At 45.3% G+C, this 25,660-nt stretch carries 26 protein-coding genes and 1 other annotated feature; of the genes, 22 read left to right on the top strand and 4 right to left on the bottom strand.

The annotated features are described in order from the left end of the window. Window positions 1-50 precede the first annotated feature (50 nt). Window positions 51-2,312: a carbohydrate-binding protein gene (locus ASG85_RS03020; protein ID WP_060645320.1), complete on the bottom strand. Its 2,262-nt coding sequence runs from the start codon at window positions 2,310-2,312 to the stop codon at window positions 51-53. Window positions 2,313-2,501: 189 nt separating this feature from the next. Between ASG85_RS03020 and galU the strand changes: the two genes are divergently transcribed. From galU to ASG85_RS03000, 4 genes are all read left to right on the top strand, one after another. Further along, the gene (gene galU / locus ASG85_RS03015; protein WP_060645319.1) at window positions 2,502-3,374 is read left to right on the top strand and encodes a UTP--glucose-1-phosphate uridylyltransferase GalU; all 873 of its coding nucleotides are present in this window, start codon (window positions 2,502-2,504) and stop codon (window positions 3,372-3,374) included. Window positions 3,375-3,381: 7 nt separating this feature from the next. Continuing rightward, window positions 3,382-4,350, top strand: coding sequence for a glycosyltransferase family 4 protein (locus ASG85_RS03010; RefSeq protein WP_060645318.1), 969 nt, complete (start codon window positions 3,382-3,384; stop codon window positions 4,348-4,350). 113 nt (window positions 4,351-4,463) lie between these two features. Beyond that, window positions 4,464-5,222, top strand: coding sequence for a C1 family peptidase (locus ASG85_RS03005; protein WP_156396388.1), 759 nt, complete (start codon window positions 4,464-4,466; stop codon window positions 5,220-5,222). A 23-nt stretch (window positions 5,223-5,245) separates the two neighbouring features. Then, on the top strand, window positions 5,246-5,386 hold the full coding sequence (locus ASG85_RS03000) for a hypothetical protein (protein ID WP_047672235.1): 141 nt from the start codon (window positions 5,246-5,248) through the stop codon (window positions 5,384-5,386). A 164-nt stretch (window positions 5,387-5,550) separates the two neighbouring features. Here ASG85_RS03000 and ASG85_RS02995 read toward each other — a convergent pair whose 3' ends face one another. The 3 genes from ASG85_RS02995 to ASG85_RS02985 form a co-directional block, all read right to left on the bottom strand. Further along, window positions 5,551-5,757, bottom strand: a complete 207-nt coding sequence (locus ASG85_RS02995) for a DUF1657 domain-containing protein (RefSeq protein ID WP_057303170.1) — start codon at window positions 5,755-5,757, stop codon at window positions 5,551-5,553. Between the two features lie 163 nt (window positions 5,758-5,920). Beyond that, window positions 5,921-6,922, bottom strand: coding sequence for a LacI family DNA-binding transcriptional regulator (locus ASG85_RS02990; protein WP_060645317.1), 1,002 nt, complete (start codon window positions 6,920-6,922; stop codon window positions 5,921-5,923). Between the two features lie 51 nt (window positions 6,923-6,973). Beyond that, entirely contained in the window at window positions 6,974-7,807 is an 834-nt protein-coding gene (locus tag ASG85_RS02985; protein ID WP_060645316.1) for a phytanoyl-CoA dioxygenase family protein, read from the bottom strand. A gap of 239 nt (window positions 7,808-8,046) precedes the next feature. Here ASG85_RS02985 and ASG85_RS02980 point away from each other — a divergent pair, with 239 nt between their 5' ends. The 18 genes from ASG85_RS02980 (at window position 8,047) to leuS (ending at window position 25,636) form a co-directional block, all read left to right on the top strand. Beyond that, a complete protein-coding gene (locus tag ASG85_RS02980) occupies window positions 8,047-8,907 on the top strand; it encodes a DUF421 domain-containing protein (protein ID WP_060645315.1) in 861 nt (286 codons plus the stop codon). Window positions 8,908-8,934: 27 nt separating this feature from the next. Further along, window positions 8,935-9,408 carry a stage V sporulation protein AC gene (spoVAC, locus tag ASG85_RS02975; protein WP_057303166.1) on the top strand — a complete coding sequence of 158 codons (474 nt, stop codon included), beginning with the start codon at window positions 8,935-8,937 and terminating at the stop codon, window positions 9,406-9,408. Between the two features lie 4 nt (window positions 9,409-9,412). Beyond that, the gene (gene spoVAD, locus ASG85_RS02970; protein WP_060645314.1) at window positions 9,413-10,432 is read left to right on the top strand and encodes a stage V sporulation protein AD; all 1,020 of its coding nucleotides are present in this window, start codon (window positions 9,413-9,415) and stop codon (window positions 10,430-10,432) included. Continuing rightward, window positions 10,429-10,779: a stage V sporulation protein AE gene (gene spoVAE, locus ASG85_RS02965; protein ID WP_029193575.1), complete on the top strand. Its 351-nt coding sequence runs from the start codon at window positions 10,429-10,431 to the stop codon at window positions 10,777-10,779. Before spoVAD ends, spoVAE begins: the two co-directional genes overlap by 4 nt. Before the next feature lie 419 nt (window positions 10,780-11,198). Beyond that, window positions 11,199-12,158 carry an AAA family ATPase gene (locus ASG85_RS02960; protein WP_060645313.1) on the top strand — a complete coding sequence of 320 codons (960 nt, stop codon included), beginning with the start codon at window positions 11,199-11,201 and terminating at the stop codon, window positions 12,156-12,158. Window positions 12,159-12,162: 4 nt separating this feature from the next. After that, entirely contained in the window at window positions 12,163-13,449 is a 1,287-nt protein-coding gene (locus ASG85_RS02955; RefSeq protein WP_060645312.1) for a DUF58 domain-containing protein, read from the top strand. Then, window positions 13,442-15,676: a DUF3488 and DUF4129 domain-containing transglutaminase family protein gene (locus ASG85_RS02950; protein WP_060645311.1), complete on the top strand. Its 2,235-nt coding sequence runs from the start codon at window positions 13,442-13,444 to the stop codon at window positions 15,674-15,676. The genes ASG85_RS02955 and ASG85_RS02950 overlap by 8 nt, the downstream gene beginning before the upstream one ends. Window positions 15,677-15,736: 60 nt before the next feature. Beyond that, window positions 15,737-16,513 (top strand): alpha/beta hydrolase, encoded by a 777-nt coding sequence (locus ASG85_RS02945; RefSeq protein WP_060645310.1) that lies wholly within the window; start codon window positions 15,737-15,739, stop codon window positions 16,511-16,513. A 168-nt stretch (window positions 16,514-16,681) separates the two neighbouring features. Further along, the gene (locus ASG85_RS02940) at window positions 16,682-17,176 is read left to right on the top strand and encodes a YqeG family HAD IIIA-type phosphatase (protein WP_200957390.1); all 495 of its coding nucleotides are present in this window, start codon (window positions 16,682-16,684) and stop codon (window positions 17,174-17,176) included. A gap of 8 nt (window positions 17,177-17,184) precedes the next feature. Continuing rightward, window positions 17,185-18,300, top strand: a complete 1,116-nt coding sequence (gene yqeH / locus ASG85_RS02935) for a ribosome biogenesis GTPase YqeH (protein ID WP_060645309.1) — start codon at window positions 17,185-17,187, stop codon at window positions 18,298-18,300. Window positions 18,301-18,317: 17 nt separating this feature from the next. Continuing rightward, window positions 18,318-19,181, top strand: a complete 864-nt coding sequence (gene aroE, locus ASG85_RS02930) for a shikimate dehydrogenase (RefSeq protein WP_060645308.1) — start codon at window positions 18,318-18,320, stop codon at window positions 19,179-19,181. Between the two features lie 20 nt (window positions 19,182-19,201). After that, window positions 19,202-19,495 (top strand): ribosome assembly RNA-binding protein YhbY, encoded by a 294-nt coding sequence (yhbY, locus tag ASG85_RS02925; protein WP_029193567.1) that lies wholly within the window; start codon window positions 19,202-19,204, stop codon window positions 19,493-19,495. An 11-nt stretch (window positions 19,496-19,506) separates the two neighbouring features. Further along, the gene (locus tag ASG85_RS02920; RefSeq protein WP_057303158.1) at window positions 19,507-20,094 is read left to right on the top strand and encodes a nicotinate-nucleotide adenylyltransferase; all 588 of its coding nucleotides are present in this window, start codon (window positions 19,507-19,509) and stop codon (window positions 20,092-20,094) included. After that, window positions 20,084-20,650, top strand: a complete 567-nt coding sequence (gene yqeK, locus ASG85_RS02915) for a bis(5'-nucleosyl)-tetraphosphatase (symmetrical) YqeK (RefSeq protein ID WP_060645307.1) — start codon at window positions 20,084-20,086, stop codon at window positions 20,648-20,650. The genes ASG85_RS02920 and yqeK overlap by 11 nt, the downstream gene beginning before the upstream one ends. Before the next feature lie 18 nt (window positions 20,651-20,668). Continuing rightward, window positions 20,669-21,016 carry a ribosome silencing factor gene (rsfS, locus tag ASG85_RS02910; RefSeq protein ID WP_060645306.1) on the top strand — a complete coding sequence of 116 codons (348 nt, stop codon included), beginning with the start codon at window positions 20,669-20,671 and terminating at the stop codon, window positions 21,014-21,016. Continuing rightward, window positions 21,013-21,906, top strand: coding sequence for a S1 RNA-binding domain-containing protein (locus tag ASG85_RS02905; RefSeq protein WP_060645305.1), 894 nt, complete (start codon window positions 21,013-21,015; stop codon window positions 21,904-21,906). The genes rsfS and ASG85_RS02905 overlap by 4 nt, the downstream gene beginning before the upstream one ends. A 1-nt stretch (window position 21,907) precedes the next feature. After that, the gene (locus ASG85_RS02900) at window positions 21,908-22,666 is read left to right on the top strand and encodes a class I SAM-dependent DNA methyltransferase (protein WP_057303154.1); all 759 of its coding nucleotides are present in this window, start codon (window positions 21,908-21,910) and stop codon (window positions 22,664-22,666) included. Between the two features lie 67 nt (window positions 22,667-22,733). Beyond that, window positions 22,734-23,080 (top strand) — a binding site (T-box leader). Window positions 23,081-23,167: 87 nt separating this feature from the next. Continuing rightward, the gene (gene leuS, locus ASG85_RS02895) at window positions 23,168-25,636 is read left to right on the top strand and encodes a leucine--tRNA ligase (protein WP_060645304.1); all 2,469 of its coding nucleotides are present in this window, start codon (window positions 23,168-23,170) and stop codon (window positions 25,634-25,636) included. Window positions 25,637-25,660 lie beyond the last annotated feature (24 nt).

Below are 25,660 nucleotides of genomic sequence, written 5' to 3'. Positions count from 1 at the left end.
GGAGCTCAGGCCAGTCTACAGCTGGCGAGCTCCTTTTTATTCCTGCTCAATCAGTCCATCTTCTCAATCGATACTTGATCGATTTGCAAAGAAGTTAAACCCGGTGAATCCACATAGAATCCGATATCCAAGCTGCCATTCGTTACGTTAACGGTTGCTTGAACGCGTTGATAACCTTTGCTAGGAATAATGTTCTTGTATAGTGCCTTTGCACCATACTCACTAAGCTCCATCCGGACTGTCGTTGGCTTATTTCCATATAACGTCTCTTTGACCCATGCGCTGACGGTATAAGATCCATTCGGAAGACCGGTTAATTTCTGATGAATGCTTTGCTTATAGGCTTTGGTGTCCCAGAAATAGAGCTTGTATTTACCTTTATACGCATCATAGGAATCAACGCCGTACTTTGCTGTCTGACCTGTTGGATGCCATTCCGACCAACCTCGAATGTCACCGCTTTCAAAATCCCCATTTTGAAGGAGCGAATAGTCAATGTCGGATAATCGATTCTTGTCGAGCACAAGACCATCCAAGTGAACCTCACCCGTATCTGAGGCCGTGTGTTCTAAAGTAATCAGATTTACACCTTTTTTCAAATGGATACGATCATCTTGGTTCTTCCATGTCTGCCAAGCTGAAGTTGAACCAAATGAAACGACCCGCGAAGGTTGAACCACAACTCCCTTATCATTAGTTGCGCTTACATGAAGAGAGCTCTTCATCCCTGACGCACTCGCATAACGATAGGTGAGCGCATAGTCACCTTCCTCAGCTGCCTGGACAGCATAGACGATTTTCGCCCCCGTCAATCCCAAACCATCCACAAAACCAAACCCTTGATAACCGGCATAATTATTGTTAAAATGCGTACCGCCCATCCAAGTGGCAACCTCAGCAGCATAATTGACCTTCGTGCCTTCAGGTTCAATTTTGACAACCTTTGATGCATGTTTCACAAGGTTCGGGCTGTAGGCACTAAGCTTCCCAAGGCTAGTTCCTGTCCAAAGCTCGGTCGTATTCGCTGATTCAGTAAGTCCCAAATCTTTCAGATAATTGACCGAACGAGTGGCTGTACCATCTGACCGATTAAATAACCCGACCACCCAGCTGCCGTCTGGTAGTTGTCCAAGCCATTTTTCTGAATTCCTTGCCGCCGGATCGCTGCTAAATGATTTCCCATTATTATAGTAAGGTTTGCCTACGAATCCTTGATTATGGAGCTCAAGCATGTTCTTGTTTTTGTAAAAGCTGCCGGAATTGCCAATCGTGGAATACTGATCGGTTATCGCAATAGGTGACCCTGCCATGGTGAATAATTGAATGATGCTTTTGCGCTCTTCATCCGTTTTGAAAGTATTCATGCGGATAAAATCCCCATCCAGAATCATATTGGAACCGCGGCCAGCGATGTCGGAAAATCCTGTAAATCCTTGGAACGGATTGGCCCACTGCGACCAGCTGTTCACCCAATTTTGACGTTGACCACTCAAGTTTTCCCAACCGCCATGGGCGAGGTCTTCATTAATTCGGACCATATCACCATATGGCAGTTCGCCAGCAGCATGATTGTTCAAATGAGGCATGACGAGACTTAATTCCATATCATCGCCGGCTGCTTCCTGCATCCACTTTAGAGCCGTCTGATAGTTCTCGGAGCCATGATTAACCCCAATCGTCTTGCCTTTATCTGTTCCGGTTTCATACCAAGAAAGAAAGTCAATTCGCAGGTAAGGAACACCTAGCTGCTTGAAGTAATTCACATAGCCTTGAATATACGCCTTGGCGCCGGGTTTCGTAACATCTACCCAATACAAATCATCATTAAATTTATCTGCGGAGCTGGCAATTTCACTAATTTTGTAGTTCGTTCCGACGATTGTTTTCGTTGGATCTGCCGCGGCGCTCCGCGTTACCCACAAAGGGTTGTAGTAAACACCGAGCTTCATGCCTTTATTTTGAATGTAGGTAGACCAATACGCCCAGTCGTGCTGCCAGTTATCATTGTGGGATAAAATGTAACCGTTCTCATTTGTGAGCTGAGCACCTTCAATCCAACCGTCGGAGGCTATCATGTCATAGCCCGATGCTTTGTAATCGCTTGCAATCCAATCAATGTTTTTCTTCCATTCTGCCTCGTTCATAGGTGCATTACGTGTGTATTGATATTCATAAGTGCTCCAATAGAGGGGCCCTGTTCCATTTCTAGTAAATTGACTCTCCCTTGCTTCCATCGTCTGAGTCCCTAAGGTCAACGTGAATAAGAGACTGGCGCAACCAAGTAACACTTTCGTGAATGATGTCATCGTCATGGTGGTTGTTCCTTTCTGTCAGTTGATCATGTTCACACCCTCATCATAACTGAAAGTTTATCGTGTGCCTATGACCTGTTTTAACCAGTATATTTTGAGTGAAAAAGATAGATGTCCGTGGCATTCCAAACTGGTTTGCATATTTTAAACGTAAAGCTTTGTTATTTTACATGAGAGATGGTGATATGTTTGAAGATTCGAAAAGCGATCATACCTGCAGCAGGTCTGGGCACGCGATTCCTACCGGCGACCAAAGCTATGCCCAAGGAAATGCTGCCTATCATAGATAAACCAACCATTCAATTTATCGTAGAAGAAGCGGTAGCTTCAGGCATTGAAGACATCATCATCGTGACTGGGAAAGGGAAGAAAGCAATCGAAGATCATTTCGATACCGCTTTCGAATTGGAGAGCTATCTAAGAGCGCGAGAAAAGTTTGATCTCCTAGGGCGTGTGCAGGAGCCAACCCAGCTAGCCAACCTTCACTACATTCGCCAAACCGAGCCGCTCGGGCTAGGACATGCTATTTGGTGCGCCCGCTCTTTCGTTGGAAATGAACCCTTTGCCGTGTTATTGGGTGATACGTTTTTTGATGCCGAAACGCCTGCATTAGCACAATTAATTCATTACTATAATCGATATCAAAGGTCAATTATTGGTGTACAGGAAGTCGAGGATCAGTTCGTTTCGGAGTATGGAATTATAGAGGCTAAAGCCCTGAATGAAGGTTTTCATAGTGTATTAAACCTAATTGAGAAACCAGCTATTCCCATGTCGCCGTCTAATTTGGCCATCCTGGGTCGTTACATTTTGACACCTCAGATTTTCGAGGTATTGGCCACTCAAAAAGCCGGCGTAGGAAAAGAAATTCAATTAACGGACGCACTGATTACGTTGAACGAAATCGAAGCCATTTTTGCCTGTGAGGTAAAGGGACAATGGCATGACATTGGAAACCATAGAGGATTTATAACATCGATTCTTTCTGAAGCGAACAAGAGAGCCAATCTGAGGCCATGGCTTCGCGAACACATAGAAAAAATGTTAAGAGAAACGGAGTGATAGGGGAATGAAACGTCTTCACATTGTGCAGGTGATTTCTAACTTTCCAGATGCACAGAAACTGCCGCCCATGAACCAGGGAGGAACGGAGAAAGTTGTGCATGAATTGACCGAAAACCTTGTGCAAAGAGGACATCAAGTCACCTTATTTGCAGCAAGGGGCAGTAGAACCAGTGCTAAGCTAGTCCCGTTCCCCAAGGGTCTTCGTAACCAAGGAATAGCAAGGTATGTCTTGAATAATATGCCGCGGGATGTTGACGTTATTCATGATCATACATTCAGATCTGCGCTTGGACGGTTTAATCAGAATATTCCGACGGTGTGTACGTTGCATCTCCCTGTGAAGCATTGGGTGAAGCTTCCTGTATATGTTTCCAAACGTGCTAGAATGGTGATGGGTAAAAATCGCGGATATTATGTCTATAACGGACTTAATCCCAGGGAATATGAATTCAGTGATAAAAAGCGCAATTACATGTTATTTATGGGACGTATTATGAGAGAGAAAGGTGTCCTGCACGCGATTGAGATTGCGGAGAGAACGAATAAAAACCTTATAATTGCTGGACCTATTAAAAATCAAACATTTTATCGTAATGAGATTGCACCTCGAATTAGAAGAAATCCCAACATCCATTTTGTGGGTCCTGTTGGAGGAAAGAACAAACAGAAGCTGCTCAAATATGCAAGTTGTTTGCTGTTTCCAACGTTGTGGGAAGAGCCTTTCGGACTCGTCATGATTGAGGCTATGGCCTGCGGTACACCAGTAATCGCATTGCGACGTGGTGCGGTACCCGAGGTTATGGCGGGGTTTCCTCAATTAATCTGTCGTTCCGTTTCCGAGATGGTTGCAAAGGTAAAGGAAGGGAATTATCCGCATCCGGCAAAGCTTCGTCGTTATGTCATTCGTAGATTTACAACGTACCAAATGACAACAAAATACTTACAAATATATCAAAAAGCCATGAAAAATTAATCTGCAACAGCCTGCACGCATTCCATAGGGATGCGTGCTTTTTGCACGCTGTAGTCTATGGGTGAATATACTGAAGTACAATTCTGCTAACACAACGGTGGGGAGGCAACGGGATGCGTAAATACACGGTTAAACGGGACCAGCGAGATTTTCGGGATTATTATTACCGAAGCGTCAATTATATCCGGGAATCGCAATTGCCCCGCAAAGTAGATTTGCGCAAGGAACTGTCTCCTATCGTGAATCAGGGGAATTTAGGTTCTTGCACATCGAATGCCATTGTAAGCGGGCTGCGCGAGTATTGGCTTCGTCAAGAACGAAATTCCACTTTACGGCTATCTCGCCTTTTTCATTATTGGCATGAGCGTAAATTAGAGGGTACGATCAATTGGGACTCGGGAGCCACAGTACGCAATGGCATGAAAGTGCTGCATAAAATAGGGGTATGCCCAGAAGCCGAATGGCCTTATCGCATAGCCAAATTTAAAAAAAAGCCTGATTCAGAGGCGGAAGCTACAGCAGGAAGCTACCGTATTGATGGATATCATCGGATTCATGACTTGGCAGGGATCAAAGCTGCATTAGCTGATGGCCAGCCTGTTGTCTTCGGAATCTGGCTGTATCAATCTTTCGAAAGTCCACTGGCGGCAAGAACAGGGAGGATCCCGTACCCGAATCGAAAAAAAGAGCAAATGTTAGGCGGGCATGCCTTATTAGCCGTCGGGTATAAGGATGGTAAGAAGAAGGGACAGGGAACAGTCATTGTGCGGAATTCGTGGGGGAAAGCATGGGGAGACCAAGGCTATTGTTACATGCCTTATTCCTTTTTCAAAAACAACGTGATGACGTTCGATTATTGGACTGGAAAATAAAACTTCTGCGAGGTGCGGAATCTATGTTAAGTGTGGAAGATGCAAATAAAATCATTGCGTTCTTGTCTGCGGCTTATTTGGCAACCGAGGATGCTGAGGCAAGAGAAGAATTTCATCGTTTGGCCAACGAGCTAAGAAAATCATCCGGTCAGCCATTGGAATAAATAGGAATCTCATCCGAAACGAGGGCGGCTTCAATGCCAAAAGAAAAACTGATACTACTCATATTAATTCTATTCGTTTTACTTACACTAGTATTCGTTATCTTGTTCTAATGCAAAACCAACCGTCTGCGTTTGTTCGCAGCCGGCTGGTTTTGGTTTGTTAACTAGAAGCCTTTGTACTGAGGTTCTTCATTTTCTAATTGCTGCACACGGGAGGCGACTTGATTTACGATGTCTTGTGCAGATAAGGCGGCCGCTTCATACAACTGTTTGGCCTCTTGATTTTGCGTGCCTAGAGCAAACGTTTCTAAGCTTGCTTGCGCACTTTTAAGTGAAGCTAGTGTTGTTTTTACTTGAGAAGCTACTGTCATGTTGTACACCTCTTCATTAAGATTTGTGTAGGATAGCAAGCAAATTGATCGTTTTTCAATTGATTGCGATCTTTAATATGCCCTAACTTTTCATCTAGCTATATAACAATTAAATCCAATTGAGATTATTCATAGCGGTTATCTGATTCGTACATCTTAATTGCTATGTGACATTCAAGGAGTTCTCTACTGTTGAAGCTCTTACAGAAAGCTTGCCCTCCAGTCGAGGTATCTTCTTGTTAACTCCGTCAATGAGTGATAACAGAAGTTCTGTCGCCGCCAAGCCAACCTCCATCCGCGGATAACAGATAGATGTCAAAGCTGGCGAGACTTGCGAAGACATTAGAATATCTTCGCACCCGGCGATGGCTAATTGTTGTGGGACAAGAATGCCGGATTCGCGGCAAGCTGCGAGGCAACCAGACGCCATCAAATCATTTGCTGCTACGATAGCCGTAAAAGCAAAACCTTGCTTTAGTGTTGCGGTTAAAGCCTCGAAAGCCCGCTCGAAGCGGCCGGCGCCTTCGAGAATATATCTCTCAGGGAGTTTCAATCCTTCGTGACGCATGGCTTCGCGGAAAGCTACGAGCCGATGAGCAATCGGATCCTGCGGATCTCCAGCGGTCATAAAGGCAATCTGCTTATGCCCCTGTTCATGCAGATGTACAATTAACCGCCGCATTTCAATTACCCAATCCACATCAACGACGGGGATGCTCGGCATGGAAACACCAGGCTGCATAAGAGATACGACGGGGAGCTCCATCAAGCTGTAAAATGCTTGACTTTCCTCACTTAGCGTTTGGCCAAGAAGAAGAATGCCGTCTACACGCCCCATTAGTGTATTTTTTAATTCTTCTTCACGAGCAGGTTCAAAGGAATGAAAAAACACAGAATAATTGCTAAGTTTAGCTCTTTTCTCAATATACAATAGCAGTCCACCCTCGAATGGGTTTCCTACGAAATGGACGAGGACGGCAATTTGACCTGTTTTCCTAGTTTTGAGGCTGCGGGCAGTTTGATTGGGGCGATAGCCTAGTTCGTTGATAACGGCAAGTACTTTTTGTCTGGTTTCCTCTTTGACGATGCTCCGATTATTTAGCACATATGAAACGACGGCTACCGAAACACCCGCCCGGTCTGCGACTTCTTTCCTGGTAATCATAAGGAACTCCCTTTTCTTGTTTCCTCAAGGGTATCATAAATTTGGACAAATCTAAATGTACTCACTTTTCGTTGCAGCACGGCCTAACCACAGTTCTTTAAGCGGGACCATGGACTCTTCCGGTACGTAGAAGTTGAAATAGTTTTCACTAATTGCACCCAGCAGTTGGCGGCGAATCGGATCTGCCCCTTCGAGCAATGCCGGCGAAGCCGCGTGGTAATCGATAGGCCTCATCCAGATCGGGCTATAGCCGATAAATAATTGGCGGCGGGTGAAGTCGGAGCGATTCGGGGAACCGGCATGCCAAAGATTTTGTGCAAAAATGAATACGTCTCCAGGTTTACCGCAAACTTGTATTTCTCCTGGTAAAGGCACGTTCACGTCGGTTTGAACGGGTTGATAATCTGGCAACTTATGGCTGCCCGGAATGATTTTCGTATTCCCGCGGTCTGGCTCAGACATATCACTCAAAATATAACAAGCTTTAATGTAGTAGGTGGATGTTAGTCCGTTAATACTTGGGAATTTGGGCGTTGGTCCATCCTGATGCCAGTTAATAAAGCTGTTGGTCTCGGTCTTGAGATCATCGGGATTAGGTTTGCGCACGGTAAGATGCGAGATATGAAGTTGGATGTTATAACCCATCAAATTAACGATAAGTGGAAGAATTGTCGGATTGTCCATTAAGGACAAAATTGAGGGGGCTCGTTCTACGCTATTGTAAATGTTGTAGGATAATGACTCTTGTTCATCGGAAAGGATGCCGTCTACGGCATTATTCAATTCTGCAATCCTTTCTTCCGAAAGTACATTACGAAGCAGTAAATAACCGTCATTTTCAAATTGTCGTGAGAGCTCAGGGATATTCAGCGTCACTGTCGTCATTCTCATCGTCCTCCTTGTATTTTACTCGTGTAAAATAAATTGGAAATAAAATGGATAAGGAGCAATTTACTCTTATTCTTTTATTATAAAACACATTTTACTCGTGTAAATAAAAACGTGCAAACTTATTTTTTCACACGAATCGTTAACATTTAAATCCAACTCAATTTGATCATACTTGCTTTCAAAATAGCACATAATGAGGTTGTTTCGAGCTTTAGGAAGGGGAGGGAGAGCTTGTGGCAGATTGGGTGAGTATCGTAATCAGATCGTTTTTTGCACTAGTCTTGTTGTTTGTACTAACGCGAATTCTCGGTAAAAAACAAATTTCCCAACTTACTTTTTTTGAATATGTTCTCGGTATTACGATTGGGGACTTGGCTGGGACTATTTCCATGGATATGGATTTCAGATTCTGGCATGGGGTCGTCGCTATACTTGTCTGGGTTCTTATACCTTTGATACTGGAGACTTTGACGCTCAAAAGTAAGACATTGAGGTTTTGGTTTGAGGGTAGGGGAACTATTGTCATTAAAGATGGTAAAATTCTGGAGGACAATTTGAAAAAAGAACGCTACACTGGCGATGAGCTGCTGGCGCAGCTGCGCACCAAAAGTGTTTTTCGCATGGCAGATGTCGAGTTCGCTATGCTTGAAGCTAGTGGTGATTTAAGTGTTCTACTTAAAAGTGAACTCCAGCCTCTGACACCAAATCATTTGGGGATGAAGCTGAATATCGAGAAACCGACACAGTCTGTCATCATGGATGGTGTCATTCAAGATGAACCCTTGGCTGCAACAGGAAGAGGAAGAGGATGGCTACATACGGAACTGGATAAGCTAGGAGTAACGAAGGAGAATGTGTTCCTCGCACAAGTAGACACGCATGGCGAATTAACGGTCGATCTTTATGATGATAAATTAAAAGTGCCTCAACCGAGTGAAAGGCCTGCCTTATTAGCCACTATGAAGAAATGTGAGGCAGATCTTGAACTATTTTCATTGACGACTAGTCATCCGCAGGCAAAGAAGATGTATGAGGCATGTTCGGTGCAGTTAACGAAGGTCATTCAGGATTTGCATATGATTCTAAGAACTTAGGGCGTTAGAGGAAGCAGGAGGGAAAACATGGCCAACAACAAGAAGAAGAATTTGACAATGACGCAACAGGAGTATCAGAAGCTAGCGAAGAAGCAAGAGCCCAAAAGACCCGTTCTAATAAATTGCCTGCGAGCCTTCCTTGTTGGAGGGATAATCTGTTTAATCGGTGAATGTTTCATGGAGATGTTCGTTAATTGGTTTGGCTTTACCGAAAAAACGGCAGGAAATCCAACGGTTGCCGTCTTAATTATCATATCCGTCATACTGACGAGCTTCGGTGTGTACGATAAAATAGCCCAATGGGCCGGGGCGGGAAGCTCCGTTCCTGTAACAGGTTTTGCCAATTCGTTATGCTCAGCAGCAATTGAGCATCGGGCGGAAGGACTTGTTCTTGGGGTAGGCGGTAATATGTTCAAGTTAGCTGGTAGCGTCATCGTATACGGAACCGTCGCAGCCTTTGTTGTTGGTATCGTACATCTTATCATTACGGGTGGGGGTTGACCTTATGCTGAAGGGACATCAGAGCTGGGTCTTTGAGAATCGACCCGTGATACTATCAACGGGGACGGTTGTAGGACCTGATGAAGGCCAAGGGCCAATTAGTGAGGATTTCGATATCGTCCATGGTGATTTAACCCTTGGTCAAAAAACGTGGGAAAAAGCCGAAAAGGCGCTGCTAGAAGAAGCTGCGCAGCGAGCACTTGATAAGGCCGGGCTGGTGAGCGGCAGCATACAGTTCTATATTGGAGGCGATCTGATGAATCAGATCATCTCCAATACCTTCGCTGTTCGTACGCTGAATATGCCGTTTCTTGGCATATTCGGCGCTTGCTCCACATCGATGGAAGGGCTCGCGCTAGCCGCGCAGCTGGTGGATTCGGGAGCCGCCAACTACGTGATGGCCGGTACCTGTAGCCATAACTGTACGGCGGAGAAGCAGTTCCGTTATCCGACGGAATACGGATCGCAGAAGCCGCCGACAGCTCAATACACAGTCACCGGCGCAGGGGTCGCCGTGCTGGGTAAGACCGGTGATGGCCCCGTCATCACCTCGGCCACAATCGGACGAATCGTTGATATGGGCATCACGGATCCGTTTAATATGGGTGCTGCAATGGCACCGGCAGCAGTAGATACCATTCAAACTCACTTCCGAGAACTGAATATTGAGCCTAGTTATTACGATCTAATCGTCACCGGTGATTTGGCAACCGTGGGTGTGAACATTGCGCGCGAACTATTCGATAAGCACAAGTTTCCAATTGATCAAACGACATATGACGACTGTGGGTTGATCATTTATGATCGCGAGAAGCAGACGGTCCAATCGGGAGGGAGCGGTTGTGGCTGCTCTGCAACCGTCACTTATGGTCATCTTCTAAAGCGCATAAAGAGTGGCGAATTGAAGCGAATTCTAGTCGTAGCGACCGGAGCATTACTCTCGCCGCTTACTTTCCAACAAGGGGAAAGCATCCCTTGCATTGCACATGCTGTTTCAATTGAGTCTGGAGGGTTGTATGCATGAACTTTTTTTGGGCTTTTTTAATAGGCGGAGCCATCTGTGTTTTAGGACAACTTTTGATGGATGTGGGTAAGCTTACGCCCGCTCATACTATGAGCACGCTTGTCGTGCTGGGCGCTATAGCCGACGGTTGTAATTTGTATGATCCGTTCATTGAATTTGCCGGTGCGGGTGCAACCGTTCCGATTACCAGCTTCGGTAATGCCCTGGTGCACGGGGCGTTAGAGGAGCTCCATAAAGATGGCTATATAGGGATCATCACCGGTATTTTTAAAGTGACCAGCGCGGGGATATCCGCGGCGATCATCTTCTCCTTCATAGCTGCCGTATTTGTCAAACCCAAAGGATAAGATGAATGCTTGAGTAAGGGGCAGTCTGAAAGTCATATTTGGAAAATTCAATAAGCCTTAAGGGGTTGTCCTCAAGTAGATTTATCTACTTTTGGGACAGCCCCTTTCTTTCGTTAGTGGTCAACTTCAAACCCTACTGGGACATGGACTATCAAATAGCACGGATGGTTAAATTTAACAAATAAATTTAGAGGATTTACAAGTATACGGACGAAAAACTTTACTGTAAACTAGATTTACGCTCATTTTCCTATCAATTTTAAGGAATACGGACTTATGATAGTATTTTCACCCTAAATGGCAGTATAAACGCAATTTGCTAAGAAAAATTCAGCTAATACTTAAGTCGTAAACTTTCTGAAACTCATCAACTGCTTACGACGTAAGTTTTCTTACGAAAACTCTAAGGAGGATCACACATGGAAACTGCCACACATCATCATGTAGAAGCTCTAGCTAGGTTGAAAGCGAATTTGGAATCATGCATTCTTGGCAAGAGCTCTGAGATTGAATTGTTGCTAACTGCGATGCTGGCCGGTGGGCATGTTTTGCTTGAAGATGTGCCGGGTACAGGCAAGACAGTGCTGATTAAAGCGCTTGCTCGATCCATAGATGGTCAATTTCGCCGCATTCAATGTAATCCGGATTTATTACCTTCCGATATAACAGGTGTTTCTATATATCATCCCAAAGAAGAGAAGTTCCTGTTCCGTTCAGGACCGATTATGACGAACATTTTGCTTGTCGATGAAATTAATCGGGCAACTACCAAAACACAGTCTGCTTTGCTGGAAGCAATGGAAGAACAACATATCACCGTCGATGGTGATATACATGAGCTTCCTTCACCATTTATGATGCTTGCGACCCAAAACCCAATCGACTTCGAAGGTACATATATTTTGCCTGAAGCGCAGCTTGACCGATTCATGATGAAGCTTAGTCTAGGCTATCCGAGTGAAGCCGCCGAGAAGCAGATGATTACATCCCAAAGCAAAGTGCATCCGATGGAAGCACTGCAGGCAATCATGGATACGTCTCAATTGCTGGCCATCCAAGAACAGGTACGTCATGTCCACTTGGATGAAGCGGTAGCCGATTATTTAGTGACCATTACAAGAAAAACACGTGAACATCAGGCCATATTCCTTGGAGCCAGTCCAAGGGCAACGCTTTCATTGGTTTTAGCCTCCAAATCTTTTGCGTTTCTCCATGGAAGAGACTATGTGATTCCTGATGATATTAAATACCTTGCTCCTTATGTTCTTGGTCATCGAATGATTCTTCATTCCGAAGCCCGTATGGACGGAGCTACGGTTTCCTCAGTTCTCGGCGCGATTTTCGAGCAAGTACGCGTGCCGGTTCGATTGGAGAAGTGAGCCTATGAATCGACCGGTATTCAAACGATTCGGGGAACTTCCCCGGTTTCCGGCAGCTTTATGGCTTCTTGTTGCTTGTTTCACAGCTAGTTTATTGTTCCTGTTGTTTCAAGGTGGGAAGCTGGCCTCCATGCTTTTTATTATTATCACGTTGTTGTCTGCTTATTTGCTCTCTGGCAACTGGAGTGGAATTAAACGTACGCAAGGTACACGCAAGATTGCGAACATAGGGCAAGAAACTCAAATAGAGGCTGGGCAATCGCTGCAGATTGGTATTGGCGTACAAATTCCGGGGTACTGGCCTATTCCTTATATGATGATTAAAGACCAGCTTATTCGACAGAATGGGGAAGAGACGATTTTCGAAGGCTCCATTGTTCCAGATTGGAAACGTAGAGGTGAATTACTTTACAGTACTCCGCCATTAAGAAGAGGGTATTATCGGTTTGGTGAAACGGAGTGCTTAACCGAGGATATTTTTGGCTTTTTTCAGCATAAGGGCCGTTTAGAGCTTCAGCAGCCGATCACGGTGTATCCACAAACGGTTGCTATTCGGGAATGGGCGCAATTTCACCAAATGCTTAAAGGCATGCAGCATCACTCCACTACGACGCGAGCACATCGTGAAACGACGCAAATTAATGGTGTCCGTGAATATATTTATGGAGACCGATTATCACGTATACATTGGAATGCCACTGCGAAGACAGGGACATGGAAATCCAAAGAATTCGAGCGAGAATCCCTTCCTAAGACGATTATTCTATTGGATCGGAATGCCCGTGCCTATCGGGATTCTGCCGAATTTGAACTGGCGGTATCTGTTGCAGCTTCTTTATTTCGTTATGGAGCGAGTCGTGACTTAGCACTAGGATTACTCTCGATCGGGAAGGAATCCTCTTATTTTGAACCGAAGCAAAGTCAGAATCATCACAAACAAATCATACAGCATTTGGTTGGTGTAGAGGCTGATGGTTATCACTCACTTCACCAAATTATCAAGGAACGTTCACGGGAATGGCCAGCAGGCTGCTTCTTTGTACTCATTTCACCGCAAAAGGGCTCAGCGATGATTCAGGTGATTCATCACCTGGAACATCTCCAGATGAATCCATGCCATATTTGGGTTCATGCTAAATCCAACCATGCATTCAAACCGCAAGGGTTGGACAAGGAAGGCAATCAAGAGGATTGGATCAAGGCGATTCGCTCACAAGGTTATATGGGTTATGAGGTTAGTCAGTTGACGGACTTGCCTAACCTGTTGGGAGGGGCGAAACGTTATGCCTAACACATTATGGAAAAGGATTTTACTGACAGATTGGTCACAGCGAGTAACAGCAATTCTTACTGGTATTTTCCTTTATCAATTTGTTATCTGGATCATGAAAGAAGATGGACTGTGGCTGCCTGAAACGGTCGCCTTTGTGACGGGAACTCTCTCCATTGTAGCGGCTACTTACCTTATACCGCATTTACATCGCGGCTGGCGATCCTTGATTCAATTCGGTTTGATTATTTGGCTGCACGGAATTGGTATGGGCTATCATTTTGTGGCGGTTAATTTGGCAACATGGAATGATGCGGTGAAATGGATTGCTCTGAATGCAGGGCAGCTGGAACCATACATTTGGTTTAGTTTAATTGCATGGATTACTTATTTGTTTGCCATGTGGTCTGTCCAATCGAGAATGCGTGTGTTTGTCCTTATTTTTGTCAGTATTTTATTTTTTGCTATTCGTGATTCCTTCAGTATGATCTTTTTGTGGCCGCAAGTTGCTATGGTCATATTTTGCGGATTCTCACTGTTGATGGTGCAGCATTTTAGTCAACTAAAGAGACGGGCCCCAGTCATTTGGGAAACGATTACGGATTACCCGTCAACACTCATTGTTCCCGTTCTATTGATAGTCGGTATCACTTTTCTAGTTGGCCTGCTAGCGCCAACTGTGAATCCGATATTAACGGATCCTTATACAGCTTGGAAAGTAAGCCGTGGTGAAGCTGTTCCTTTACTTGGAAAAGGTGTCAGCATCACGTCATCTACGAGTGCCGATGCTTCTTCCGGCTATAGTCGAGATGACAGTCGGCTTGGCGGCGGTTTTCGTTATGATTACACGCCGGTTATGACTGTTGAAACGAGTAAGAGAACCTATTTCCGAGGCGAAACGAGATCGTTATATAACGGAAAAGGCTGGGAGCTTAGCCCCGTGGAGCGTAAATTGCCAGTCAATCGTGTGAATGGTAATCCGCTGCCGCTTGATCCGCGATTTGATCTGTCACTTTTGAAAACCAAAGAAGTGACTCAAACGGTTGTCATGGATAGAGAGGAAGTATTTCCCGTTTTATTCGGGGGATTCGCCATCCAGAAAATTGTGGAAGTGAATAAAGGTGAGAACCCGTTTCAACGTCTAATATGGTCTCCTCGTCAGTCCGAGCTTCGCTATATAGGAAGAAATAATTATCCTAAAGATTATACAATTGTTACCCAGGAGCCTATACTGGAAGAAGCGTTATTGCGAGAAGTCAAATCTGACTATGCCAATCAACTAGAATGGGCGGAGTATCTACAAGTGCCTGCCGACCTTCCTGAACGAGTGAAGCAGCTGGCTGTTGAGATTACCAAGGCAGCGACGAATCCTTATGACAAAGCGAAGTCAATTGAGAAGTATTTATCAGATCATTATCCGTATACGAATACGCCAGATGAAAGTAAGGGCAAGAGCAAGGATTTCGTAGACCGCTTTTTATTTGAAGTGAAGCAAGGGTATTGTGATTATTACTCATCAGCTATGGCTGTACTCGCTCGTTCTATTGGGCTTCCAACTCGCTGGGTGAAAGGTTATTCATCGGGCACTTCACCGATTCCCGCGGAAATTAGGGATTTAGGTATTTTGAGTCAACTGGGTTCTGAAATCGATGCGGATGGAGCAGGTACCTATACCGTTAGAAATTCAGACGCTCACTCGTGGGTTGAAGTGTATTTTGAAGGCTTTGGCTGGATACCTTTTGAACCGACCTCAGGCTTCAAACTGCCGAATGTATTTCCAGAGCAAACCCCGCCACCCGTTGACCTATCAACGGAAAGTGACCCAGTTACTTTGCCTGACGCAACAAAAGAGGCTCCGAGCCTGACATGGTTATGGTTGACATTAAGTGGCTTAGGAGCTGCCGTAGTTGTTGCAGCTGTTTTATTCTTTGTCTTGAAAAGCGACAATTGGAAAGCATGGCGAACCCGAAGGAAGAAAAGGCAAGTCGTTAATTTCAATCAGAAAATTATTGTTGAATTCGAAAAACTGCTGCGGCTAAGCCGTCGCAAGGGCTACACGAGACATGAGTACGAAACCATGCGAGAAGCGACGACAAGGTGGTCTAACCAAAGTAAGTGGATGAAAAAAGAGCTGGAAACGGTGCTCGAACTGTTTGAGCGCGCGAAGTACAGTCAGGAGAATTCCACTGAAGTCGACTACCAGACCGTTAGTCAATCTATTATTCGTTTAAAAGAACAAATGAAATAGAACAAAGAAGCCACTCACCTTTCGAGGTGGTGGTTTTCCTATGAGAGGAGATTATTATTTATGGCTTTTATCGACTGTCATTTTTATTCAGATTCCCTTGGGGTTTCAGCATCCATGTACGTCATTTTGCCTCAAGCCGCTCAAAATCAAATCGGATTGGCTTCTGCAGTTTATGGGGTAAAGCATCCTACGCTATATTTGCTGCACGGCTTATCTGATGATCATACGATCTGGATGCGGAGAACCTCGATTGAACGGTATGCTTCGCAATTGGGGATAGCGGTAGTCATGCCAGCCGTCAACCGCAGCTTTTACACCGATATGGCTTCGGGGCCGAAATACTGGACCTTTATTAGTGAAGAATTGCCAGCATTAGCGCGATCATTTTTCCCCTTAGCTGAGGAAAGAGAATTGAATTATGTGGCTGGGTTGTCCATGGGTGGCTATGGCGCGATGAAACTGGCACTTTCACATCCGGAAAGGTTTGCCGCAGCGGCAAGCTTATCGGGGGCATTAGATATATCAGACAGAGCATTGAATTTTCCTGACGATTTCAAACTGATTTATGGAGATGTGTCCAAGATTAAAGGCAGCGAGAATGATTTGTTTTATTTGGCTGAACAGCTGTCTGGCGCGACTAGACAATCCCCTAAGCTCTATCAATGCTGCGGTACGGAAGACTTCCTTTATGAAGATAATATTCGATTCCGAGATTATTGCCGCGAATTAGGTATGGATCTGACCTATGAGGAGGAGCCAGGCCAACATGAGTGGGGCTATTGGGACCGTAAAATTCAAAACGTACTGAACTGGTTAACGCTTCCGGCCCGTTCCTAGTGGGAAAATATGTTCTTTTCTTTTTGCAACGAGTGGATCACTATGGTATAGTTTCACGTATATAATATAGGGATCTTTGAACGTAGTTCAAAGTCTCTCCGCTTAGGGATGTTTGAATGTAGTTCAAAGTCTCTCTGATTTACGAGGAAGCAGTTGGAGGTAATTTGTTTGCTGAATAAGCTAGTGCCCAGACAGTCTGTACATACGATCTATGATATTGATGCCAATCACCTATGGGGATTTGGTGTCCGTGGTATTATAACAGATCTCGATAATACACTCGTAGGCGCACGAGATCCGCATGCGACTCCGGAGTTAATAGAGTGGTTGAACCGTTTGCAAAAAATGGGCTTCAAGGTCGTCATCGTGTCCAATAACAATCATGGACGGGTTTCAGCCTTTGCGGAGCCGCTTGGCATTCCGTTCATTCATCGAGCTAAGAAACCAACGAACGTTTCATTCCACAGAGCTATGAAGCTGCTTGGTACGAATGCCAGACAAACAGCTGTCATTGGTGATCAAATGTTAACTGACGTTCTTGGAGGCAATCGAATGGGGCTATACACGATCCTAGTTCAACCCATTTCTATTAAGGATGAGGGTTTTTTCACGAAAATCAATCGCCGTATTGAGAAATGGGCTTTAGCTAGGATGAAGAAATAGGAGGATTCATGAGTACAGAAACGATTAATCATTGTGCGGGGTGCGGCGTATTGCTGCAAACGGAAGAAAAGGGGAAGCTGGGCTTTATCCCGGCTGAAGCGATGCAGAAGGAACCAGTTATTTGTCAACGCTGCTATCGCATCAAGCATTATAATGAATCTTCGAGTATCACATTGCAGCAGGACGACTTCCTTAAATTATTAGGACATATCGGCCAAACGAAAGCTCTGGTTGTGAAAATCGTAGATATTTTTGACTTTGAAGGCAGTATGATTAGCGGTCTTGCACGCTTTGTGGGTACGAATCCTGTTCTGTTAGTCGTAAACAAGATCGATTTGCTGCCAAAAGTGACGAACGCAAACAAGATCATTAATTGGGTACAGCGCAGAGCCAAAGAGGAGAACCTCAAGGTTGTTGATATCATCCTTTGCAGTGCAAAGAAAAACATTGGTTTCGATCGTGTTATTACAGCTGTGCAGGAATATCGCGGCAACATGGATGTCTATGTGGTCGGTGCAACGAATGTCGGTAAATCGACGCTCATTAACCGCTTAATCAGTGATTATAGTGATCTGGAGTCAGAGCTTACAACGTCACAATATCCTGGAACAACGCTGGATCTGGTTAAAATCCCACTGGATGATGGTCGGTTTATTGTTGATACACCTGGTATTGTGCATACTCATCGTTTAACCGAAGTCGTGAAAAAGCGTGATTTAGCTAGAATCATGCCTGACAAACCGCTTAAGCCGATGGTGTTTCAGTTAAATGAAGCGCAAACGTTATTTTTTGGCGCCTTAGCTCGATTTGATTTTATTAGCGGTGAACATCAATCATTTACTTGCTACACGTCTAATGCCATTCAAATTCATCGTACAAAGCTGGAAAAGGCTGATGATTTGTATGAAGAACATAAAGGTGTCATGCTTGCGCCTCCTAACCTAGCGGACTTGGACGAGCTGCCTAAGATTGTGAAGCATCCGCTGCACATTCCGAAGGGGAAACAGATGGATGTGCTGATCTCTGGTTTAGGCTGGATTAAAGTGAACAGCTTAGCTGGAGCTCAGCTTGCCGTTCATGCGCCGAAGGGGATTAAGGTTATCACACGTGAGTCGTTGATTTAGGGGGACAAGAGGAGAACATGGAGAAACTGGTGACGCCGATTGACAGTCATACCATTCTATATGGGGTTTTCGGAGATCCGATACGGCATTCCCGTTCCCCGATTATGTTGAATCGGGCTTTTGAGGAAGCAGGTATTAACGCAGTTTACGCTGCTTTCCACGTTCGTCCAGAAGAACTTGGGGATGCTGTTCGCGGGATACGGGCATTAGGATATCGAGGTGTCAACGTAACGATTCCGCATAAAGTGGAAGTTATGCAGTACTTGGATGAAATCGATGAAGGGGCTAGGATCGTTGGGGCGGTGAATACCATCGTTAATGAATCAGGCAAGCTCATCGGTTACAATACGGACGGTATTGGCTATGTGCGATCGCTCAAGGAAGAGACGGGTATTGATCTGAAAGAGAAAAGTGTTCTTCTCCTTGGGGCTGGTGGAGCGGCCAGAGGCGTTGCTTATGCGCTTGCAAAAGAAGGGATTCGCAGTATCTACATCGCGAATCGTACCAAAGAACGCGCCTTGGAGCTTGCAGACACGATCAGTACGTACACCGAAGCGATTGGACTTGGCATGGACGAGCTAGGACCTGTTGTAGATGAGGTCCAATTCGTTCTGAATACAACTTCGGCCGGTATGCATCCTCATGTCGAGGAAGTTCCGTTGCCGCTTGAACTCCTGCGTTCGCATCATCTGGTCAGCGATCTCATTTATAATCCGCGAATTACAAGATTCCTTCGTGAAGCGGAAGCAAGAGGAGCCCGCATACATGGCGGACTCGGTATGTTTATTTATCAAGGTGCTTTTGCCTTTGAATATTGGACTGGCACCCCTGCGCCCGTTGCGGCGATGAGACAGGTGGTAGAACAGTCGTTAGCTGAATAAGAATGAATAGAGGGACATCAATGTTAACAGGCAAACAGAAACGTTATTTGCGCTCAATGGCGCACCATTTAGATCCAATTTTTCAAGTAGGTAAAGGCGGCGTGAACGATCATTTAATCCGTCACATTCAAGAAGCATTGGAAGTTCGTGAATTGATTAAAATTACTGTACTCAACAACAGTGGAGAAGACCGCGACGAGGTCGGCACTGAATTATCCGAAAAATCTGGCGCAGAGCTCGTTCAGGTTATCGGTAAAATCGTCGTGCTTTACAAAGAATCGCGTGACAAGAAGAAGATTGAACTGCCGCGCTAAAGAGGTGAAGTATGCTTGTCGGAATAATGGGTGGCACCTTCGATCCTATCCACACCGGTCATCTGATCGCGGCGGAGAGAGCGAGGGTCGAAGCAGATCTCGCCGAGGTGTGGTTGATGCCGGCAAATGTGCCGCCGCATAAGCCAAATGCGCCGAAAGCGACGACGAAGCAGCGCTGGGAGATGGTTTGCCTTGCAGCGGAAGGCAATCCTTTTTTTCGTCCAGTTGATATCGAAATCAACAAAGGCGGCGTATCTTATAGTATCGATACGATTGAGCTGCTAAGCAAGGAATATCCAGGTACGGAATTTGCTTATATTATAGGTGCGGATATGGTTCAATATTTGCCGCAGTGGCATCGCATTGATGACATCGTGCGGCATATTCGCTTTATTGGATTAGCTAGACCTGGTTATGAACTTGACTTATCGCATATGCCTATTAACATTCGTAATCGAGTCACGATTGTACCCATGCCGCTTGTTGAAATTTCGTCAACAGCTATTCGTAATGAAAGGCAAAGGAACGGTTCAGTCCGTTACCTTGTCCCAGATGCGGTGAATGGTTATATGGAGGTGAACCGTTTGTATGAATCGTGAGGAACTGATAGCGGCGGTTAAGGAACAAATGCCTGAGCGACGCTGGCTGCATACACTCGGTGTCATGGAAACTAGCGTTATCTTAGCAAAACGCTTTGGTGGAGACCCGGTCAAAGCCGATCTGGCGGCCATTTTACACGATTATTGCAAGTATTGGCCTGTTCAGGAGCAAGCTAAGATTATCCGCGAGAACGGATTGCCCCAAGACTTGCTGGACTATGATAAGGAGCTTTGGCACTCCCATGCTGGAGCTTATATCGCGAAGGAGCAATTTGACATCCATGATGAGGAGATACTAGATGCAATTCGGTATCACACCTCCGGTCGTGTTCAGATGACATTAATGGACAAAATCGTATGCTTAGCGGATTATATGGAGCCCGGACGTGATTTTCCAGGTGTAGATATCATTCGCGATATCGCTGGGCAAAGCCTAGAGAAGGCGCTGGTAGCCGGTTTTGATTCTACAATTAGCTTTTTAATTGCCAAAGGCAAACGGATTTATCCGCTTACGATTTTGACTCGGAACGATTTGATCACACAAATAAACACATAAACCTTGGAGGATGATTGAATGAGTAAAAACCCAGAAGAAGTTTTGGCTTTTGTCGTTGAGGCTGCTGAAGATAAAAAAGCGGCAGATGTTGTAACCCTGAACTTGAAAGGCGTATCCCTAATCGCCGACTATTTCGTTATTTGTCACGGAAATTCAGAAACACAAGTGCAAGCAATTGCCGGAGAAGCTAGAAAGAAAGCGCATGAGCACGGCGTTAATATCAGAGGCTACGAGGGTATTGATACAGCAAGATGGGTTTTGCTTGATCTAGGGGATGTTGTTCTTCATGTCTTCCACCGCGATGATCGTGAATATTATAATATCGAAAGACTTTGGTCCGACGCCAAAGTTGTGGAGCGCGTATGAGAATGGAAGCAGGATCCCTTGTTACCCTAGAGGTAGCGAGGGAGGTTCCTCCTAACGGTTATTTCCTTACTGACGGCCAGCAGGATGTTCTTCTGCCTTATGCAGAAATCGTAGGTAAGATACAACCCGGAGAGCATGTTGAAGCCTTCATGTTCCACGATACACAGGATCGATTGATGGCTACGATGAAGCGTCCTCTTCTTCTCATGGGCGAAGTAGGACTTCTGGAAGTTGTAGATATTCATCCTAGATTTGGATATTTTCTGGAAATGGGACTGGGCCGCAACCTGTTGCTTCCCTACAGACATGTGCCAGAGCTTGAGGAGCTGCGTCCACAAGTAGGAGATAAGGTATTTGCCACATTAGCTCACGATCGGCAAGGACGTTTGATCGCTAAGCTGGCTCTGGAAGAGGACCTGGCTCCTCTTTGCGTTCGTGCACCCTCGAGTTGGAGTAATCAGTGGGTCAAAGCACGTGTGTACAGACCTTTGCAAATTGGCACCTTCGTCATTTGCGAAGCCGGAGTCCTTGGTTATGGTGTTATTGGACTTATAGCTGCTCCGGAACGGACACGCTTGCTTCGTGTAGGTGAGATGGTTGAAGTGCGTGTCGCATTCGTACGTGAAGAGGATGGTCGGGTCAATCTGTCGATGCGGCTTCCGAAGGAAAAAGGGCGCGATGAAGATGCAGAGACCATTTTGAGTGTCCTCCAAGAACGACCAGGGAATGCGATGCCATTTTCGGATAAAACGCCGGCAGATGTCATCAAGGATCGGTTTGGCCTAAGTAAAGCAGCTTTCAAACGCGCATTAGGCAAGCTAATGAAGGACGGGCTCATTTATCAGGAAGATGATTGGACCTATCTGAAGCAAGAGGAGACGCAAGGTTAACATGAGTTACGAAAAATTCGCGTACACCTATGATCGCTTGATGAATAGCATGCCATATGAAGATTGGCTTCGTTTCGTGAAAGAAAGCTTCGAACGATTTGGTATGAAACCATCTACGATTGTTGATCTGGGCTGTGGTACTGGGAATTTGACGATTCCTCTTGCCTTGGAGGGGTACCAGCTGACGGGTATTGATTTATCAGAAGACATGCTGGCAGTCGCTGAGCAAAAAACGGGAGAGCACAAAAGTCAATTGCGCGGCGGCACCATTCATTGGGTACAACAGGATCTGCGTGAATGGGACCTCGGTGAACAAGTGGATGTTGCGCTTTCCATCTGTGATAGTCTCAACTATTTGTTAGAGGAAGAAGATATCATTGATGCTTTCCGTCAAACCTTTAAGGGGCTCAAGCCTGGGGGGCTTTTCCTTTTCGATGTACATACTCCTGAGCAGTTATTCGCTTATGCAGATTCTCAGCCCTTTTTCCTGAATGAAGACGATGTTGCCTACATTTGGACAAGCGAGTTAGATGATGAAAGAGTACAAATTGAGCACGAGTTGACCATATTTGTCAAAGATAGCGGAAAGGATACTTTCCGACGCATCGATGAAACTCATCTACAAAGGGCTTATTCTTTACAATGGCTTAAGGAAATGCTGCTTGCAGTCGGTTTCACTGAGGTGCATATGGCTGCTGACTTCACTTGGGAGCAGCCTACCTCTATGACAGAGAGAGCTTTCTTTATTGCTAAGAAATAACACAATGAGGTTCATTGCGGCTTGACAGTGCGGCATTATTTTACATATAATCAAAGCTAATTAGATGATTAGAGCTTAGAAGAGGATTAGTAACTTGTACAGCATCTTTCAGAGAGCCGGATGTAGGGTGGAAGCCGGTAGATGTCAGTCTTGTGAACTCGCCTTGGAGCTAGAAGGTGAATCACCATTTAAAGCGGAGAGACTTTGAGTATGCTCAAAGATCCCTACAGCGGAGAGACTTTGAACTACGTTCAAAGATCCCAAAGCGGAGAGACTTTGAGCTACACTCAAAGGTCCCTATATATGGTGCTAGCCGGATCGTCTCACCCGCGTTAAGGGGCAGAGTGAACACTGGCAAAGAATGTCTGTGTTAACTAGGGTGGTACCACGGGAATCTAACCTCTCGTCCCTAGCGATATCCGCTAGCGATGAGGGGTTTTTTGGCGCTTGCAGCGCTTTGAATCATGAAGAAGATGGCTGTACACAGGGAGGATTTTACACATGACACAGGAAACGAAAGAAACCAAAGAAACAAAAGAGCAGCAAGGTTATAATCCACAAGCAATTGAGCCGAAATGGCAAGCTTACTGGGATGCGAAGAAAACGTTTAAGGTGCTTGAGAATTCGGATAAGCCGAAGTTTTATGCGCTGGATATGTTCCCTTACCCATCTGGAGCTGGTCTGCATGTAGGACATCCGGAAGGCTACACAGCAACTGATATCGTTTCACGGTTCAAACGGATGAGAGGCTTTAACGTACTTCATCCAATGGGATGGGACGCTTTCGGACTTCCTGCTGAACAGTACGCACTGGATACGGGAAATGATCCGCGAGAATTCACCAAGAAGAACATTGATACATTCCGTCGTCAAATTAAATCACTAGGCTTCTCGTACGATTGGGATCGTGAAATCAGTACGACAGATCCTGAGTATTACAAATGGACACAATGGATCTTCATCCAGTTGTACAATAAAGGACTCGCTTATGTGGATGAAGTGCCTGTAAATTGGTGTCCAGCGCTGGGAACTGTTCTTGCTAATGAAGAAGTAATTGACGGTCTGAGCGAGCGCGGTAACCATCCCGTTATTCGTAAGCCGATGCGTCAATGGATACTGAAAATTACCGAGTACGCTGAACGTCTGCTTGAAGATCTTGAGGAGCTGGATTGGTCCGAAAGCATTAAAGATATGCAGCGCAACTGGATTGGTAAATCAACAGGCGCAGAAGTCCAATTTGCGATTGACGGATACGATGAGAAGAGTTTGACGGTTTTCACTACACGTCCAGATACATTGTTTGGCGCCACGTACTGCGTTCTGGCACCTGAGCATGAGCTTGTTGCGCAAATTACTACGGGAGATCAAGCTGCTGCCATTAAGGAGTATCAAGAAAAGGCTTCCCGCAAAAGCGATCTCGAGCGTACGGATCTGGCAAAAGACAAGACAGGTGTTTTCACAGGGGCCTATGCTGTCAATCCGGTTAATGACGTGAAAGTGCCGATTTGGATTGCTGACTACGTGCTTGGCGGTTACGGTACTGGAGCAATCATGGCTGTTCCAGGACACGATCAACGTGACTGGGAGTTTGCAAAACAATTTGATTTGCCGATTGTCGAAGTCGTGCAAGGTGGAGATGTTGAGAAGGAAGCTTACGCAGGGGATGGCGAACACGTCAATTCCGGTCCGATTAATGGCATGAATATCGAACAAGGGATCAGCCATATGATCGCGTGGCTGGAGCAAAACAGCAAAGGCCGCGGCAAAGTAACCTACCGTTTGAGAGATTGGCTCTTCAGCCGTCAAAGATATTGGGGAGAGCCGATTCCAATTCTTCATCTTGAAGATGGCACAATGAAGCCTGTTCCCGTGGATCAACTGCCACTCTTACTTCCGCAAGTCGATGAAATTAAACCATCAGGTACAGGAGAATCACCGCTTGCGAACGTATCCGAATGGGTAAACACAATTGATCCGGAAACCGGCATGAAAGCTCGCCGTGAAACGAATACCATGCCGCAATGGGCCGGCAGCTGCTGGTACTACTTACGTTTTATCGATCCGCGTAATGATAAAGAGTTTTGTTCGCATGAGCTTCAGCAGCAATGGCTGCCTGTAGATCTTTACATCGGCGGAGCGGAACATGCTGTTCTCCACTTGCTGTATGCGCGTTTCTGGCATAAGGTGCTTTATGATCTTGGTTTTGTTCATACCAAGGAGCCTTTCCATAAGCTTGTAAACCAAGGGATGATTCTTGGTGAGAACATGGAGAAAATGAGTAAGTCTCGCGGTAACGTTGTAAATCCGGATGATATCGTCAGCGATCAAGGGGCCGACACACTGCGTATTTACGAAATGTTTATGGGACCACTTGAAGCTACAAAACCATGGAATACAACAGGCGTGGATGGCATCTATCGTTACTTGAATCGTGTGTGGAGACTGTTTGTTGACGAGAATGGTCAGATAAATGCTAAAATCAGCGCCGACGAAACATTATGCAGTGATTCATTCAAACGTACTTGGCACCGGACGATCAAAAAAATAACCGAGGATTTCGAAGCCCTTAGGTTTAATACAGCGATCAGTCAAATGATGATTTTCGTTAACGAAGCCTATAAAACAGAGCGTTTACCGCTTGAAGCGATGAAAAATTTCGTTCAGATGTTATCTCCAATTGCGCCGCATTTGGCCGAAGAACTTTGGGAGAAGCTCGGCGGCACAGAATCAATTACGTATCAGCCGTGGCCAACCTATGATGAAGCGTGGACAGTCGACAATGAAATTGAGATTGTTGTACAGGTCAATGGTAAAATTGTTGATCGTGTTCTGATTTCCAAGGATACAGATGAAGCAGCGATGGAGAAAATCGCATTTGACCTCGATAAAGTCAAAGAAGCGACCGCCGGAAAGGCCGTTCGCAAATTGATTGTTGTAAAAGGCAAATTAGTAAATATTGTCGTAGGATAACAATACAAAGTTGGCAATTTGGGA

Source organism: Paenibacillus sp. Soil724D2 (assembly GCF_001427935.1).
In the GTDB taxonomy this organism is placed as follows: Bacteria; Bacillota; Bacilli; order Paenibacillales; family NBRC-103111; genus Paenibacillus_E.
The sequence above is the reverse complement of the archived record's forward strand: the minus strand, read 5'-3'. Positions and strand labels throughout refer to the sequence as shown.

Excerpts from the sequence above, each read along its gene's own strand:
- ASG85_RS03020 (WP_060645320.1), bottom strand. The coding sequence starts at position 2,312 with ATGACGATGACATCATTCACGAAAGTGTTACTTGGTTGCGCCAGTCTC.
- ASG85_RS03010 (WP_060645318.1), top strand. The coding sequence starts at position 3,382 with ATGAAACGTCTTCACATTGTGCAGGTGATTTCTAACTTTCCAGATGCA.
- ASG85_RS03005 (WP_156396388.1), top strand. The coding sequence starts at position 4,464 with ATGCGTAAATACACGGTTAAACGGGACCAGCGAGATTTTCGGGATTAT.
- ASG85_RS03000 (WP_047672235.1), top strand. The coding sequence starts at position 5,246 with ATGTTAAGTGTGGAAGATGCAAATAAAATCATTGCGTTCTTGTCTGCG.
- ASG85_RS02995 (WP_057303170.1), bottom strand. The coding sequence starts at position 5,757 with ATGACAGTAGCTTCTCAAGTAAAAACAACACTAGCTTCACTTAAAAGT.
- ASG85_RS02990 (WP_060645317.1), bottom strand. The coding sequence starts at position 6,922 with ATGATTACCAGGAAAGAAGTCGCAGACCGGGCGGGTGTTTCGGTAGCC.
- ASG85_RS02985 (WP_060645316.1), bottom strand. The coding sequence starts at position 7,807 with ATGACGACAGTGACGCTGAATATCCCTGAGCTCTCACGACAATTTGAA.
- spoVAC (WP_057303166.1), top strand. The coding sequence starts at position 8,935 with ATGGCCAACAACAAGAAGAAGAATTTGACAATGACGCAACAGGAGTAT.
- spoVAD (WP_060645314.1), top strand. The coding sequence starts at position 9,413 with ATGCTGAAGGGACATCAGAGCTGGGTCTTTGAGAATCGACCCGTGATA.
- spoVAE (WP_029193575.1), top strand. The coding sequence starts at position 10,429 with ATGAACTTTTTTTGGGCTTTTTTAATAGGCGGAGCCATCTGTGTTTTA.
- ASG85_RS02960 (WP_060645313.1), top strand. The coding sequence starts at position 11,199 with ATGGAAACTGCCACACATCATCATGTAGAAGCTCTAGCTAGGTTGAAA.
- ASG85_RS02955 (WP_060645312.1), top strand. The coding sequence starts at position 12,163 with ATGAATCGACCGGTATTCAAACGATTCGGGGAACTTCCCCGGTTTCCG.
- ASG85_RS02950 (WP_060645311.1), top strand. The coding sequence starts at position 13,442 with ATGCCTAACACATTATGGAAAAGGATTTTACTGACAGATTGGTCACAG.
- ASG85_RS02945 (WP_060645310.1), top strand. The coding sequence starts at position 15,737 with ATGGCTTTTATCGACTGTCATTTTTATTCAGATTCCCTTGGGGTTTCA.
- yqeH (WP_060645309.1), top strand. The coding sequence starts at position 17,185 with ATGAGTACAGAAACGATTAATCATTGTGCGGGGTGCGGCGTATTGCTG.
- aroE (WP_060645308.1), top strand. The coding sequence starts at position 18,318 with ATGGAGAAACTGGTGACGCCGATTGACAGTCATACCATTCTATATGGG.
- yhbY (WP_029193567.1), top strand. The coding sequence starts at position 19,202 with ATGTTAACAGGCAAACAGAAACGTTATTTGCGCTCAATGGCGCACCAT.
- ASG85_RS02920 (WP_057303158.1), top strand. The coding sequence starts at position 19,507 with ATGCTTGTCGGAATAATGGGTGGCACCTTCGATCCTATCCACACCGGT.
- yqeK (WP_060645307.1), top strand. The coding sequence starts at position 20,084 with ATGAATCGTGAGGAACTGATAGCGGCGGTTAAGGAACAAATGCCTGAG.
- rsfS (WP_060645306.1), top strand. The coding sequence starts at position 20,669 with ATGAGTAAAAACCCAGAAGAAGTTTTGGCTTTTGTCGTTGAGGCTGCT.
- ASG85_RS02905 (WP_060645305.1), top strand. The coding sequence starts at position 21,013 with ATGAGAATGGAAGCAGGATCCCTTGTTACCCTAGAGGTAGCGAGGGAG.
- ASG85_RS02900 (WP_057303154.1), top strand. The coding sequence starts at position 21,908 with ATGAGTTACGAAAAATTCGCGTACACCTATGATCGCTTGATGAATAGC.
- leuS (WP_060645304.1), top strand. The coding sequence starts at position 23,168 with ATGACACAGGAAACGAAAGAAACCAAAGAAACAAAAGAGCAGCAAGGT.